This window comes from Streptomyces humi (assembly GCF_001005085.2).
Taxonomy (GTDB): Bacteria; Actinomycetota; Actinomycetes; order Streptomycetales; family Streptomycetaceae; genus Streptomyces; species Streptomyces humi.
Window position 1 is genome coordinate 113,928 of sequence record NZ_LBMU02000048.1, and the last position, 13,489, is coordinate 127,416.

Annotated in this window: 12 protein-coding genes and 1 pseudogene; 9 read left to right on the forward strand and 4 right to left on the reverse strand. The window is 74.2% G+C overall.

What is annotated here, in order from left to right; all coding sequences use genetic code 11:
• The first annotated feature begins 136 nt into the window (after nucleotides 1-136).
• The gene (locus AAW13_RS22655; RefSeq protein WP_046732419.1) at nucleotides 137-1,177 is read left to right on the forward strand and encodes a C40 family peptidase; all 1,041 of its coding nucleotides are present in this window, start codon (nucleotides 137-139) and stop codon (nucleotides 1,175-1,177) included.
• Between the two features lie 13 nt (nucleotides 1,178-1,190).
• Here AAW13_RS22655 and AAW13_RS22660 read toward each other — a convergent pair whose 3' ends face one another.
• Both AAW13_RS22660 and AAW13_RS22665 read right to left on the reverse strand, forming a co-directional pair.
• Nucleotides 1,191-1,853: a response regulator transcription factor gene (locus tag AAW13_RS22660; RefSeq protein ID WP_046732439.1), complete on the reverse strand. Its 663-nt coding sequence runs from the start codon at nucleotides 1,851-1,853 to the stop codon at nucleotides 1,191-1,193.
• 7 nt (nucleotides 1,854-1,860) lie between these two features.
• Nucleotides 1,861-3,120, reverse strand: coding sequence for a sensor histidine kinase (locus tag AAW13_RS22665; RefSeq protein WP_046732418.1), 1,260 nt, complete (start codon nucleotides 3,118-3,120; stop codon nucleotides 1,861-1,863).
• Between the two features lie 183 nt (nucleotides 3,121-3,303).
• Here AAW13_RS22665 and AAW13_RS22670 point away from each other — a divergent pair, with 183 nt between their 5' ends.
• Genes AAW13_RS22670 through AAW13_RS22680 form a run of 3 tightly spaced genes read left to right on the forward strand, consistent with a single transcriptional unit; the run spans nucleotide 3,304 to nucleotide 6,823 of the window.
• Nucleotides 3,304-3,534: a hypothetical protein gene (locus tag AAW13_RS22670; protein ID WP_046732417.1), complete on the forward strand. Its 231-nt coding sequence runs from the start codon at nucleotides 3,304-3,306 to the stop codon at nucleotides 3,532-3,534.
• Entirely contained in the window at nucleotides 3,531-4,292 is a 762-nt protein-coding gene (locus tag AAW13_RS22675; protein WP_046732416.1) for an ABC transporter ATP-binding protein, read from the forward strand. The genes AAW13_RS22670 and AAW13_RS22675 overlap by 4 nt, the downstream gene beginning before the upstream one ends.
• 5 nt (nucleotides 4,293-4,297) lie before the next feature.
• Nucleotides 4,298-6,823, forward strand: coding sequence for an FtsX-like permease family protein (locus AAW13_RS22680; protein ID WP_046732438.1), 2,526 nt, complete (start codon nucleotides 4,298-4,300; stop codon nucleotides 6,821-6,823).
• Between the two features lie 151 nt (nucleotides 6,824-6,974).
• On the opposite strand, the gene gndA is transcribed toward AAW13_RS22680, so the two are convergent.
• The gene (gene gndA / locus AAW13_RS22685; RefSeq protein WP_046732415.1) at nucleotides 6,975-8,414 is read right to left on the reverse strand and encodes an NADP-dependent phosphogluconate dehydrogenase; all 1,440 of its coding nucleotides are present in this window, start codon (nucleotides 8,412-8,414) and stop codon (nucleotides 6,975-6,977) included.
• 172 nt (nucleotides 8,415-8,586) lie between these two features.
• On the opposite strand from gndA, the gene AAW13_RS47650 reads away from it, so the two are divergent.
• The 5 genes and pseudogenes from AAW13_RS47650 to AAW13_RS22710 all read left to right on the forward strand — a co-directional run bounded on the left by AAW13_RS47650 (nucleotide 8,587) and on the right by AAW13_RS22710 (nucleotide 12,696).
• Nucleotides 8,587-9,264, forward strand: a complete 678-nt coding sequence (locus tag AAW13_RS47650) for a peptidoglycan DD-metalloendopeptidase family protein (protein ID WP_052768690.1) — start codon at nucleotides 8,587-8,589, stop codon at nucleotides 9,262-9,264.
• On the forward strand, nucleotides 9,252-10,202 hold the full coding sequence (locus AAW13_RS22695) for a glycoside hydrolase family 26 protein (protein WP_052768689.1): 951 nt from the start codon (nucleotides 9,252-9,254) through the stop codon (nucleotides 10,200-10,202). The genes AAW13_RS47650 and AAW13_RS22695 overlap by 13 nt, the downstream gene beginning before the upstream one ends.
• A 97-nt stretch (nucleotides 10,203-10,299) precedes the next feature.
• Entirely contained in the window at nucleotides 10,300-10,830 is a 531-nt protein-coding gene (locus AAW13_RS22700; RefSeq protein ID WP_046732414.1) for a membrane protein, read from the forward strand.
• A pseudogene (locus tag AAW13_RS22705) lies at nucleotides 10,827-12,034 on the forward strand (sensor histidine kinase). Before AAW13_RS22700 ends, AAW13_RS22705 begins: the two are co-directional and overlap by 4 nt.
• Nucleotides 12,031-12,696, forward strand: a complete 666-nt coding sequence (locus AAW13_RS22710) for a response regulator (RefSeq protein WP_046732413.1) — start codon at nucleotides 12,031-12,033, stop codon at nucleotides 12,694-12,696. The pseudogene AAW13_RS22705 and the gene AAW13_RS22710 overlap by 4 nt, the downstream one beginning before the upstream one ends.
• Nucleotides 12,697-12,730: 34 nt before the next feature.
• On the opposite strand, the gene AAW13_RS22715 is transcribed toward AAW13_RS22710, so the two are convergent.
• The coding region (locus tag AAW13_RS22715) for an NADase-type glycan-binding domain-containing protein (protein ID WP_420855485.1) at nucleotides 12,731-13,489 on the reverse strand (759 nt) is incomplete at its 5' end.

A 13,489-nucleotide genomic window follows, 5' to 3' on the forward strand; every position in this document is an offset into this window, starting at 1 on the left:
TAACTGTCAAGGTTCTTTACAGAGGCCGGATGCAAGGCAGTTCCGGCCAATAATTTTCATGCGAAGATTTGAACTGACCATAAGAGAGTCATTAGTGTCTGTGCCCCGAACCTCTGCTCGGAAGGAGTTCGCCTCCGTGGCGTCCCACCGTCGTCCCAAGCAGCCGAGCCGTGCTCGGGTCACCGTGCTCACCTCCGCGGCCGCCGCGGCCGTGGCCCTCTCCGCCCAGGCGGCCAACGCCGCCCCCGGTGAGAAGCCGAGCAAGACCGAGGTCAAGTCCCGTGTGGACAAGCTCTACGAGGAGGCCGAGCAGGCCACCGAGAAGTTCAACGGGGCCAAGGAGAAGCAGGAGAAGCTCCAGAAGCAGATATCCGCGTTGCAGGACTCGGTGGCCCGCGGCCAGGACGAGCTGAACGAACTGCGGGACGGCATCGGTGCCATGGCGACCGCCCAGTACCGCAGCGGCGGCCTCGACCCCTCCCTCCAGCTGTTCCTCTCCGCCGACCCGGACGACTACCTGGACAAGGCGTCCACGCTCGACCAGCTGAGCGGCCAGCAGGTCGAGACGCTGAAGAAGATCCAGGCCAAGCAGCGTGAACTGGCCCAGGAGCGGGCCGAGGCGACCGGCAAGCTGAAGGACCTGGCCGCCACGCGCACCGAACTCGGCCAGAAGAAGAAGGAAGTTCAGGCCAAGCTCGCCGAGGCGCAGAAGCTGCTCAACAGCCTCACCGCCGCCGAGAAGGCCGCCCTCGCCGCCGAGCAGGACCGCGCCAGCCGTTCCTCCAGCGAGCGCGTGGACCTCGGCGACGACACCTCCGCCACCGGCCGGGCCGCCGCCGCCTTCGCCGCCGCCAAGACGAAGATCGGCACCCCGTACGTGTACGGCGCCACCGGCCCGTCCTCCTACGACTGCTCGGGTCTGACGTCCTGGGCCTACGCGCAGGCCGGCGTCTCCATCCCGCGTACCTCCGAGTCGCAGGCGACCATCGGCACCAAGATCTACTCGACCTCGCAGCTCCAGGTCGGCGACCTGGTCTTCTTCTTCAACGACCTGCACCACGTGGGCCTGTACGCGGGCAACGGGCAGATCCTGCACGCCCCGCGCACCGGCACGGTCGTCCGCTACGAGTCGATGAGCACCATCGGCGGCCCGTTCATGTTCGGCGTCCGGGTCTGACCCGGCCCCGCGGTCAGCGGGCGCGGGTTCTGGCGTCCTCCAGGTAGTGCAGGACCGCCGCCACCCGGCGGTCCACCCGGTCGGCCGGGGACAGGTCCAGCTTCGCGAAGATGGACCGGATGTGCTTGTGCACGGCGCCGTCCGTGACGACGAGGCGTTCGGCGATCGCGGAGTTGCCGAGCCCCTCCGCCATCAGGGCCAGCACGTCCCGTTCGCGCGGGCTCAGCCGTTCCAGCCGGGTGTCCTGACGGGAGCGGGTGAAGAGCTGGGCGACCACCTCCGGGTCGATCGCCGTCCCGCCGGACGCCACCCGGTGCAGCGCGTCGAGGAACTCCTCGACCCGCCCCACCCGTTCCTTGAGCAGGTAGCCGAGCCCGCCGACCCCGCCGGTGAGCAGCTGGGTGGCGAAGCTCTGCTCGACGTACGCCGACAGCACGAGGACGGCGAGGCCGGGGTGGCGGCGCCGGGCCTCGACGGCCGCGCGGATCCCCTCGTCGGTGTGGGTGGGCGGCATCCGCACGTCCAGGATGGCGACATCGGGCCGGTGCGCGTCGACCGCGTCCAGCACCCCCTCGGCGGTCCCCGCCGCGGCCGCCACGTCCAGGCCCTCGGCCCGCAGCAGCAGGACCAGTCCCTCACGGAGCAGCGGGTCGTCCTCGGCCAGCACGATCCGCAGCGGTTCGTCACGTTCCACAGGGCAGTTCCACTTCCAGACAGGTCGGTCCGCCCACCGGACTGGTCAGGCGGAGGGTGCCGTCGTGCGCCGCGACCCGGCGGCGGATCCCGGTCAGCCCGGAACCCCCGCCGTCGTCGGCGCCGCCCCAGCCGTCGTCCGTGACGGTCAGGGCCAGCCGGCCGCCCCGGACCCGCACCGTGACCGCGGCCCGCCCCGCGCCACTGTGCCTGGCGACGTTGGTGAGGGCCTCGGCGACCACGAAGTAGGCGGTCGCCTCGACGGAGGCGGCACAGCGTTCCAGCGCGTCCACGTCGATCCGGCACGGCACCGGCGACTCGGCGGCCAGGCCCGCCAGCGCCCCCGCGAGACCGCGGTCGCCGAGGACCGGCGGCAGGATGCTGCGGGAGACCGTGCGCAGTTCGGCCAGCGCCTGTTCGGCGGCCGACTGGGCGCGCTCCAGGAGTTCGTCGGCCCGGGACGGATCGCGGGCCACCTGACGGCGGGCGGCACCCAGCAGCACGGTGACCGAGACCAGCCGGTTCTGCGTCCCGTCGTGCAACGCCCGCTCGATCCGGCGCAGTTCGGTGGCGTGGGCGTCCAGGGCGGCGGCCCGGGTGGCGGTCAGTTCGGCGACCCGGAGGGACAGGTCCTGGCCGGGTCCGGCGGCCAGCAGACGCCGTCCGGGGGCCGCCTGGAGCCGGGCCATGGCCGGGGTCAGGCCCAGGATGACGGCGATGGAGCCGACGCCGAACATCGACACCGCGGACGCGTCCGCCCAGGAACGCGCCACGCCGTAGCCGAAGGAGGTGGCGGTCAGGTCCGTCGGGGCGAACCGCCAGTACAGCGGGAACAGGGTGTCCCGTACGGCGGACAGCGGCAGCAGGACGCCGAGCAGCCCCAGCGGCAGCCCGAGCGTGCCGTGCCGCAGCAGCCAGCGCAGCTCGCGCCGGGTGGTGGGGTCGGCGAGCGCGAGCCGCGGCCGGACCGGCGGCCGGTCCGGGGCGATCACCTCCGGCCCGCGCCGCCCGAGCCGCTCCCGCTCCCGCCCGGCCAGGGCGTGCAGCGCGCGCACCACCACAGGGGCAAGGAGCAGGCCCACGCCGAGCGGTGCGGTCACCGCCGTCGCCGCGAGCACGAGCAGCAGACCGAACGCCTGGGCGGCCGTACCGAGTCCGCCGACGAGCTCCGCGAGGGCGCCGCCCGCGGCCCGCAGCGTGCGCGCGGCCAGAGCCCGGATCCCCTCGGCCCGCACCCCGGTGACGGCCATCCGCACCCCTTTCGGTCCTCGTCGACGACCTTATGGCGTACGCCGGTTCACCGCGTCCCGCGCACCCGGAAAGTACAGCCTGCTGTACCCCGGAACCGGCGGCCCGCGGGATCGGCGGGGCGGGCCGCGGTCCGTAGCGTCGGAGCCGTGACGAAGGACGTCAGCCCCCCAGCGGAGGTTCCCGTGGCCAGCTCCGACCCCTACCGCATCACCGACCCGCCTCCCGAGGCGGCACCGGACTCCGGTACGGACCTCACCGGCGTCCTGCTGTGGTCCCTCGTGGTCCTGGGCGCGGGCGCCAACCTGGTGGCCTCGTACACCGGTGGTCTCCCCTGGCTGAACGTGGCGTGCGGTGCGGTGACCCTGCTCGGCGCGGTCCTCCTGGCGGCGCGTCGGCTGCGGGGCCGTCGATGAGGCAGCCGGCGCCCGCGACCGCCGTGGACACCGCCCGGCGCGCCCCGGCCATCGCACTGACGGGCGTCGGGAAGACGTACGCGGGTGGGGTACGGGCCCTGGACGACGTGTCGCTCACCGTCGAACACGGCACCTTCCTCGCCGTGATGGGACCGTCCGGCTCCGGCAAGAGCACGCTGATGCACTGCGCGGCCGGCCTGGACTCGCCGACCTCGGGCAGTGTCCGCGTCGACGGCCGGGAGATCGCCGGGCTGAACGAGACCCGGCGCACCGAACTCCGGCGGGAACGCGTCGGGTTCGTCTTCCAGGCCTACAACCTGATCCCGTCCCTCTCCGTCGAGGACAACATCACGCTGCCGCTGCGACTGGCCGGCCGCCGCCCCGACCGGGAGTGGATCCGCACCCTGGTCGAACGGGTCGGACTGGCCGAGCGGCTGCACCACCGGCCCGCCGAGCTGTCCGGCGGCCAGCAGCAACGGGTCGCGCTCGTGCGGGCGTTGGCGGCGCGGCCCGCGGTCGTCTTCGCCGACGAGCCGACCGGCGCGCTCGACCTGCGCAGCGCCCACCAGGTCCTCGGTCTGCTCCGCGGCCTCGTCGACGAGTTCGGCCAGACGGTCGTGATGGTCACCCACGACCCCGCCGCCGCGGCCCGCGCCCACACGGCCCTGGTGATGGCCGACGGCCGGGTGGTGGAATCCCTCGACCATCCCACGGCGCCACAACTCGCGGCCCGGCTCGCCGCGTTGGGAGACAGGTGAACGCCGTGCTGCACTTCGCCCTGCGGATGGCCGCCCACCGGATCGCCTCGCTGCTCGCCGTGGCCTGCGCGGTCCTGGGTGCCGCCGCCCTGGTCACCGCGACGGGTGTGCTGGCGGAGTCCGGGCTGCGCTCCCAGCTGCCGCCCGGACGGCTCGGCGGCGCCGACGTGGTGGTCGCGGCCGACCAGGAGTACCACGTCCCCGGCGACCTGCCGATCGCCCTGCCCGAACGCGCCCCGGTCCCCGCGGCGCTCCTCCGACGCCTGGCGAGGCTGCCCGGCGTCACGTCCGCCGTCGGCGACCTCGGCTTCCCGGCCGCCGTGACCGGCCCGCACGGCCGGCTCGTCCCGGTCGCCGACCAGGATCCGGCGACGGCCGGACACGGCTGGTCCTCGACGCGCCTGCTCAGCGACGCGCGGATCGAGGGCCGGGCCCCGGCGGCCCCGGCCGAGGCGGCGGTGGACGCGTCGACCGGCCTGTCCGTCGGCGACCACGTCCGCATCACCGCGAACGGCCGCCCGCCCGCGCCCTACCGGATCACGGCCCTGGTCCACGCCCCGGACGCGGGGATCTACGTCACGGACACAAGGGCGAGGCAGTTGGCGGGCAGGGCGGGAGGGACGACGACCGTCTCACCCCGGGCCGGCACCGTCGACCTCGTCGGACTCCGTGCCGCCCCCGGAGCCGGGGAGCGGGTCGCCGCGGAGGTCCGGGCGGCGGTGGCCGGGAGCGGGCTCGAGGTGCTCACCGGGGCCGACCGGGGTACCGCCGTCGCCCCCGGTGTCGGGTCCGCGCGTTCGCTGCTCGTGCTGCTCGCCGGTTCGCTCGCCGGGATCGTCCTGCTGATCACCGGGTTCGTCACGGCCGGCGCCCTGGGTGTGGCGATCGCCGGGCAGCGCCGGGACCTGGCGCTGCTGCGGGCGGTCGGGGCGACACCGCGGCAGATCCGGCGGCTGGCGGCGGCCCAGTCGACGGCCGTGGCCGCCGTCGCCCTGGTGCCCGGCGTCGCCCTCGGCTACCTGCTGGCCGGCCGTTTCCGCACCCTGCTCGTCCACCGGGCCGTCCTGCCCGCCGAACTCCCCCTCACCCTCGGCCCCCTCCCGGCCCTGGCCACGGTCGTCCTGCTGCTCGCCGTCGTCGGCCTCGCCGCCCGCTGCGCGGCCTGGCGCACCTCGCGGCTGCCGGCCACCGAGGCGGTCGCCGAGTCCCGCAGCGAACCCCGCACCCCGTCCCGGACCCGCACGGGCGCCGGCCTCCTCCTCATGGCCGCCTCCTGCGCCCTGTCCGTCCCGCCGCTGCTGCAACGCACCCTGCTCGGCGCCTCCGCCACCTCCATCGCGGGCATCGTCGCCGCGATCGGCCTGGCGCTGGCCGGCCCCGCGCTGGTGCGGGCGGCGGGCGAGGCGGTCGTACGACGGCTGCGGCCCGGGGTGTCCGCGCCGACCTGGCTGGCCCTGTCCAACGTACGGGCGTACGCGCAGCGCGTCACCGGGGTGGTCAGCCCGCTCGCCATGGCGGTGGTGTTCGTGCTGACGTACACCCTCGCGCAGACCACGGTGCTCGCCGCGACCGCGGACGACACCCGGACCGGGACGCCGGCCCAGTACCGGCTGACCGCGCCGGCGCTCGGCGGGCTGCCCACCGGCACACCGGCCGCCGTGCGACGCCTGCCCGGTGTCGAGGCCGCGGCTCCCGTCGGGACGACCACCGTGGTGTGGCCGTACCGCATGTTCGGCGACACCGAGACCGAGTCCGCCCCGGCGCTGGTCCTGACGCCGGCCGCCAAGGACGTCCTGGACCCCGGGGTGACACGGGGCAGCCTGTCGGCCCTCACCGGCGCCACGGTCGCCGTCAGCAGCGAGGTAGCGGGGCCGCGCGACGCCGGACTCGGCCGCCGCGTACGGCTGTTCCTCGGCGACGGCGCGCCGGTCACCGCCCGGGTGGTCGCCGTCTACGACCGCGGGCTCGGCTTCGGCCCCGTCGTCCTCTCCCACGACCTGGCCGCCGGGCACACCACGACGGACCTCGACGACAGCGTGCTGGTCCGCACGGACGGCACGGCCGGCGCCGGACGCGCGCTGACCGCACTGGCCGCCGCCCGTCCCGGCCTCGCCCTGTCGGACGCGACGCCCGAGGCGGGCGCGGACACCCCGCCCGAGGTCTGGATCAACCTCGCCGTCATCGTCGTCCTGCTCGGCTATCTGCTGCTCAGCATCGCCAACCGGCTGGTCGCGGCGACGGCCCAGCGCCGTGCGGAGATCGCCGCGCTGCGGCTGGTCGGTACCACGCCGGGCCAGGTCCTCGCGATGATGCGCCGGGAGGCGGGGGTGATCGCGCTGGCCGCGCTGGTCTCGGGGGTGGTGCTGTCGGCCCTGCCGCTGGCGCTGCTGGGCCAGGGCTTCCTGCACCGGCCGTGGCCGGCGGGTCCGGTGTGGCTGTTGCCCGCCGCCGCGGTGACGGTGCTCGTCACGTCGTACGCGACCGTGGAACTGCCGACGAGAAGCGCCCTGAGGATGCCTCCGGCCCCGTGAGGGTGCCCCGTGAGGGGGTGGCCCCGTAAGGGGCGCGGGGAACTGCGCGATCGGCCACGACGGCGCCGCGGACGGCTGAGCACCGTAGTCCCGCGGCGGTGCGTCGTGGCTTGTCGCGCAGTTCCCCGCGCCCCTTACGGGGCGCTTCTGCTCAGGCCTCTGTTTCGGGGCGGCCGTCTGTCGCCCAGAGGGTGTGGAAGGTCCCCTCCCGGTCCGTCCGCCGGTAGGCGTGCGCACCGAAGTAGTCCCGCTGGCCCTGGAGCAGGGCCGCCGGGAGACGGGGGGCACGCAGGGTGTCGTAGTGGGCCAGGGCCGCCGAGAACGCGGGGACCGGGATGCCCCGGCGGGCCGCGGACGCGACGGTCTCCCGCCACGGCACCTGCGCGTCCGCGATCTCCTTCGCGAACTCCCCCTCCGCGAGGAGGCTGACGAGGTCGGGGTCGGCCCGGTAGGCCGCGCGGATCCGGTCCAGGAAGGACGCCCGGATGATGCAGCCGCCCCGCCAGATCCGCGCCACCGCACCGAGGTCGATCTTCCAGCCGTACTCGGCGGCCGCGTCCTGGATCATCGTCCAGCCCTGGTCGTAGGCGATGACCTTGGACGCGTACAGGGCGTGTTCGACACGGGAGGCGAACCGGTCGGCCTCGGTCGCGCTGAGCGGCGGCGTGGTACCGCCCGGCAACCCGGCGTACGCGGCGCGCAGTTCACGGCGTCCGGAGGCGGCGCGGGCGAACGTCGCCTGGGCGATCGCGGTGACCGGCGAGGCGAGGTCCAGCGCGGTCTGCACGGTCCAGCGCCCGGTGCCCTTCTGCCCGGCCGCGTCGGCGACGACGTCGACGAAGGGCGCGCCGGTGGCGGTGTCGACGTGGGCGAGCACGTCGGCCGTGATCTCGACGAGGTAGGAGCCGAGCCGGCCGCCGTTCCACTCCCGGAAGATGTCCGCGATCTCGGCCGGCGCGTAGCCGCCGACCTGGCGCAGCAGGTCGTAGGCCTCGGCGATGAGCTGCATGTCGGCGTACTCGATGCCGTTGTGGACCATCTTCACGAAGTGCCCCGCGCCGTCGGCGCCGACATGCGTGGCACACGGCTCGCCGGCCACCTTCGCGCTGATGTCCTCGAACATCGGCCCGAGCACGGCGTACGACTCCGTGGAGCCGCCCGGCATGATCGACGGCCCGTTGAGCGCGCCCTCCTCGCCGCCGGAGACGCCGACACCCACGAAGTGCAGCCCCTTCGCGCGCAGGGCGGCCTCGCGGCGGCGGGTGTCCGCGAAGTGGGCGTTGCCGCCGTCGATGACGATGTCACCGGGCTCCAGGAGCGGGACGAACTCGTCGATGACGGCGTCGGTGGCGGCACCCGCCTGCACCATGATCATGAGACGGCGGGGGCGTTCCAGGGCGGCCACGAACTCCGCGGCGGTCTCGGCGCCGACGAACGTGCCCTCGTGGCCGTACTCGTCGAGCAGCGCGCGGGTGCGGGCCGGTGTGCGGTTGTGGACGGCGACCGGGTAGCCGTGCCGGGCGAGGTTCCGGGCCAGGTTGCGGCCCATCACGCCCAGGCCGGTCACGCCGATGGCTGCGGATGCGTTCACGGGGGACTCCGATCTGCGGTCGAACGCTGACGTGCCCGGAGGTACGGGCGGACGGTGGGCGTCCGTTCAGACCGGCCCGATAGTCACCGCACCCCGATCCGAACGGGCGAAAGTCGCGGCGCCGGGCGTGTGACGCCGGTGGGCGGCGGCCCGTTCGTCCGAGGATCCGAAGATGCGAACGGACGATCCACGACTGCTCACCGCCGCGCTCGTCCTCCTGCTGACCGGCGCGTTCCTCGTCACACCGGCGAAGGCCGACTCCGGCACCGGGGCCTGCGCCTTCGGCGGCGCCAGCGGCCCGCCGGCCGGCGGTGACACCGCCGGCTGGACCGCGCCGACGGTCCACTACCGGCTCTCCGCCGGGTACGCGGCCCAGGGCCCGCACTGGCGGCTGCGGCACACCGGCCAGGACTTCGCGGTCGACACCGGCACCCCGGTGTACGCGGTCGGGCCCGGCCGGGTGGTGACCGCCGGCTGCGGCGACGGCTTCGGCAACCAGGTCGTCCTACGGCACCCCGACGGCTACTACACCCAGTACGCCCACCTCTCCGTCATCAACGTCCGCCCCGGCCAGGAGGTGTCGACGGGCCAGCGGATCGGCGCCGCCGGCGCCACGGGCAACGCGGACGGCCCGCACCTGCACTTCGAGGTCCGCACGACCCCGTACCTGGGGTCGGACGTGGCGCCGCTGCCCTGGCTGCGCCGGCACGGCGTGCGGCTCTCCGGAGAAGCCGCGGCGGACCGGGACCTGGTGCGGATCCCGTGCGTGCCTCGTACAAAGTTCGAAGATCTCCGCAGCGACCGCGCCGCCGCCCCGGAGCCGACAGACTGCCCCCCATGGCTCGTCTGAGGTTCGTCCTCGTCACCGCGCTGGTCGCGCTCCTCCTGTTCCCCGCCTCCCGTCCGGAGACCCCGCGCCCCGCCGCGCCCGGCGCCTTCGGGGCGTACGTCGGCTACGGCGCCGAAGGGGTGCGGCGGGTGAGCGCGCTGGGCGCGTGGCTGGGGCACGACGAGCCGCGCGTCGGGCACACCTACCTGCCCGGTGACGTGTGGCGGAACATCGAGGGCGCCCCCGGCTTCGTCCGGCTGTGGGCGCGCTGGCGGCGGGCCGAGCCGGACCGGCTGCTCGTCCTCAACGTGCCGATGCTGGAGGGCACCGAGGAGCACCTGCCGGACACCGAGGTGCGCCGCCGGCTGCGGCTCGGGGCGGCCGGGGCGTACGACGGGCACTTCCGGACGCTGGCCCGGCGGCTGGTGGCGGTCGGCGCGCCGGACACCGTCGTCGTCCTGGGCTGGGAGATGAACGGGGTGACGTACAGCCACCGCTGCGGTCCGGACCCGGCGGCCTGGAAGGCGTACTGGGCGCGGATCGTCACGGCGATGCGGTCGGTGCCGGGCGGCCGGTTCCGCTTCGACTTCGCGCCCAACCGCGGGCTGGACGCGATCCCGTGGACCCGGTGCTACCCCGGTGACCGGTACGTCGACGTCATCGGGATGGACGCCTACGACTCGCCGCGCGGCCTGTCCTTCCAGGAGCAGGTCGACGAGCCGTACGGGCTGCGCGACCAGGTCGACTTCGCCCGCGCCCACGGCAAACCCGTCTCGTACCCGGAGTGGGGGCTCTACGAGAACGGGGACGACCCGGCCTATCTGCGGGGCATGCTGGACTGGTTCGCGCGTGCCCGGCCGGTGTACCAGACCCTCACCGACTACTGCCCGCACGGTGTCTGGGGCTGCCGCAGCAACCCCAGGTCCACGGCCGTGTACCACGCGCTGATGAAGGGCTAGGCGCTGTCTCTCCGGCCGGCGCCGGCGTGCTTCTCCACCCCGGTTTCCACCCTTGGGTCCAGGCGTCGCGGGCCCCTGTGACAGCAGGCTTGGGGGCATGACAACGACCGAGTGGATCACCGACATCGCTCTCATCCTCGTCGTCTTCCGGCAGCTGCGGGAAGGCCGGCTGGACCTCATGAGCTTCCTGATCCCGCTGGGGATCGTGGCCTACGTGGCCCACACGTATCTGGACTCCGTTCCCACCGGAGGCAACGACCTGGTACTCGTCGGAGCGCTCATGGGCGCCGGCGCCGTGCTCGGCGTCGCCGGCGGCGTCTACACCCGGGTCAGGGCCGCGGGCGAGCACATCCTGATCAAGGCGGGCGCGGTCTCCGCGATCCTCTGGGTGCTCGGCATGGGTGCCCGGATGGGCTTCCAGCTGTGGACCGAGCACGGCGGCGCCGACGACGTCGCCCGGTTCAGCCTCGCCCACCACATCACCAGCGACCAGGCATGGGTGGCGGCCTTCGTCCTGATGGCGCTGACCGAGGTCGTCACCCGGCTGGCCACGATCCTCGTCCGCAGCCGGATGCTGACCGCCGGGCAGCCCGCCCCTGCCTCGCCCCGTGTCGCGGTCCGGCCGTGAGCTATGGTCTGGCCGTGCCCACCGCCGAGACCGTCTCCCCCTCCGGACAGGTCCCGCCCCCGTCGGCCGCGCCCCGGCCGGTCCCGGGCCGGGACCCGCGCAGTGGGCGCTGACCGTGGCGGTCATCGTCAGCGGGGCCCTGACGATCCGGCCGATGGGCGTCAGCGGGCAGGGGCTGGTGGTCGCGGTCCTGTACGTACTGAACTGCGCGGCGCTGCTGGCCCGGGGCCTGCCCCCGGACAGGATCCCACCCCGTGCCGCCGTCGTCTGGCTGTCGCTGGGCATCCTCGCGGCGGCCGCGCTGATCGGCGCCGGCCGCAGCGGAACGGCCTACCTCTTCGCCTTCTTCCTCTCCGGTCACATCGGATACCGGCTGCCGACCAGACAGGCCCTCGTCCTGGCGCCGGCCTGCGGCCTGCTCTGCGGCGGCGTCCTGTACTTCCATGTCGGACCCGGACACCACCTGCTGCCCTGGGCCGTCGGTCTCACCACCGGCGCACCGGTCCTGATCGGGATACTCAACCGCGCCCAGCACCGGGCCGTGGACGCCGCGCTGTCGGCCGCCGAGAGCGCGGAGCGTGCCGCCCGGGCCGAGGCGCAGGCGGCCGTGCTCACCGAACGCGCCCGGATCGCCCGGGACGTCCACGACGTCCTGGCGCACTCGCTGGCCGGGATCAACATGCAGCTGGAACTGGCCGACGCGCTGCTCGACACCGGCGACCTGGAGAAGGTCAGGGCGGTCAACGACAAGGCCCACAGCCTCGTCAAGGAGAGCCTGAAGCAGGCGCAGTGGACCGTCCACGCGCTCCGCGAGGACTCGCTGCCGCTGGTGGAGACCCTCACCGCGATGACCGAGTCGTCCGGCCACCGCGACGCCCTGACCGTCAGCGGCACGCCCGTGGAGGTACCGGCCCGGGTGACCCAGAACCTGCTGCGGATCGCCCAGGAGTCCCTGACCAACGCCGCGCGGTACGCCCCGGGCGGTGAGGTGCGGGTGGAGCTGGCCTTCGCGGCTTCCTCGACGGCGCTGACGATCCGCAACCTGCCCGCCACCCGTACGGTGACCCCGGGGGCCGGCAGCGGCATGGGACTGATCGGAATGCGCGAACGCGTCGCCCTGCTGGGCGGCACCCTCACCGCGGGACCGGTCACCGAGGGACCGGGCCGGGGCGGCTGGCAAGTGGAGGCAGTGATCCCGCGATGAGTGAACCCACCGAGAACTCACGCCCGTTGCGCGTGGTCGTCGCCGACGACCAGGCCGCCGTCCGCGAACCCCTCGCCGCGGTACTGGATCTGAGCGAGGACATCGACGTCGTCGCGGCGGCCGCGGACGGCAACGGCGTACTGGACGCGGTCGCCGCCGGTCCGGTCGACGTCGTGCTGATGGACCTGCGCATGCCCGTGCTCGACGGCATCGAGACCACCCGCAGGCTGAGCGAGGAACACCCCGAGGTGGCCGTCGTCGTGCTCACCACGTTCGCCGACGACGACTCGATCCTGGCAGCCCTCGGCGCGGGCGCCCGTGGCTATCTGACGAAGAACGCCGGACGCCAGGACATCGTCCGCGCGATCCGCGCCGCCGCCGCGGGCCAGTCCGTCCTGGACCGCGAGGTCCAGGACCGGCTGCTGGCCACCGTCCGCGCCAGGCCGGCGGCGTCCGGACCACGGCTGCCCGCGGATCTCACGCCCCGCGAACGCGAAGTGCTCACCCTGATCGGCCAGGGCCTGCCCAACCGCTCGATCGCCGAGAAGCTCTTCGTGAGCGAGGCGACCGTCAAGACGCACATCAACAACCTCTTCGCCAAGGCCGGCATCCGGGACCGGGCCGACGCCGTGCGCCGCGCCATCGCGGCCGGTCTGGCCTGACCGCCCGGCCCCGCGGGGCGCCGTCCCCGGACCGTCAGGACGAGCCCGCGTTCGACGGTCCGAAGAACTCGATCTCGGCGATGGCCACCTGGGTCTTGGCGGACGCCTGGTACGACGAGTCGATCGTGAAGCGGACCGAGACGACGTTCGCGGCGCGGAAGCCGCGGGTCTGGCCGCCGGCCGTCTGGTCGAGGATCAGCTCCCGTTCCTCGGTCCTGCCGTCGGACGTCTTGATCGTCGCCTTCAGGCGGTGCGGCAGCGCCGACTTCCTGAGCTGGTCGAAGTGGGTCGACTCGCCGGAGGTGAAGACGACGTTCAGCAGGCGGGTGGGCTCGTCGAAGCGGGCCTCGATCCACTCACCGCTGCCGGCCCCGGTCACGCCCGGTCCCCACCAGGTGTTGTTCAGCTTGTCGAAGGCCAGCTCGGGCTTGTGGCCCGCGTACGAGCGGGAGGCGAGGTAGCGGTCCGGGGGGACCTGGGTGCGCTTGGCGAAGTGGTCGCGGGTGGCGCTGATCGCCTTCGGCGTGTTGACCGCCAGGACCGTGACGACGGTGAGCAGGAGGGCCACGCCGATCCATGTGAGGACGCGGTCGAAGGTGCGGCGCAGGCGGGGGCGGTCGCCGGCCCAGGGTGTCTCGCGGTTGCGGAAGTCGAAGATGCGGCGCCACCAGGGGCGGGGGGCCGACGGGGCGGTGTCGGGGTGGCCGGCCATGGGCATGGCGCAGCGGGTGCAGAAGTGGCGGTCGGGGCGGTTGGGGGTGGCGCACCAGGGGCAGGGGGGGCCGCCGTGGGC

What these genes read in the sequence shown, in the direction of transcription:
- AAW13_RS22695 (WP_052768689.1), top strand. Translation starts at nt 9,252, where the DNA reads ATGGCTCGTCTGAGGTTCGTCCTCGTCACCGCGCTGGTCGCGCTCCTC.
- AAW13_RS22675 (WP_046732416.1), top strand. Translation starts at nt 3,531, where the DNA reads ATGAGGCAGCCGGCGCCCGCGACCGCCGTGGACACCGCCCGGCGCGCC.
- AAW13_RS22710 (WP_046732413.1), top strand. Translation starts at nt 12,031, where the DNA reads ATGAGTGAACCCACCGAGAACTCACGCCCGTTGCGCGTGGTCGTCGCC.
- AAW13_RS22700 (WP_046732414.1), top strand. Translation starts at nt 10,300, where the DNA reads ATGACAACGACCGAGTGGATCACCGACATCGCTCTCATCCTCGTCGTC.
- AAW13_RS47650 (WP_052768690.1), top strand. Translation starts at nt 8,587, where the DNA reads ATGCGAACGGACGATCCACGACTGCTCACCGCCGCGCTCGTCCTCCTG.
- AAW13_RS22665 (WP_046732418.1), bottom strand. Translation starts at nt 3,120, where the DNA reads ATGGCCGTCACCGGGGTGCGGGCCGAGGGGATCCGGGCTCTGGCCGCG.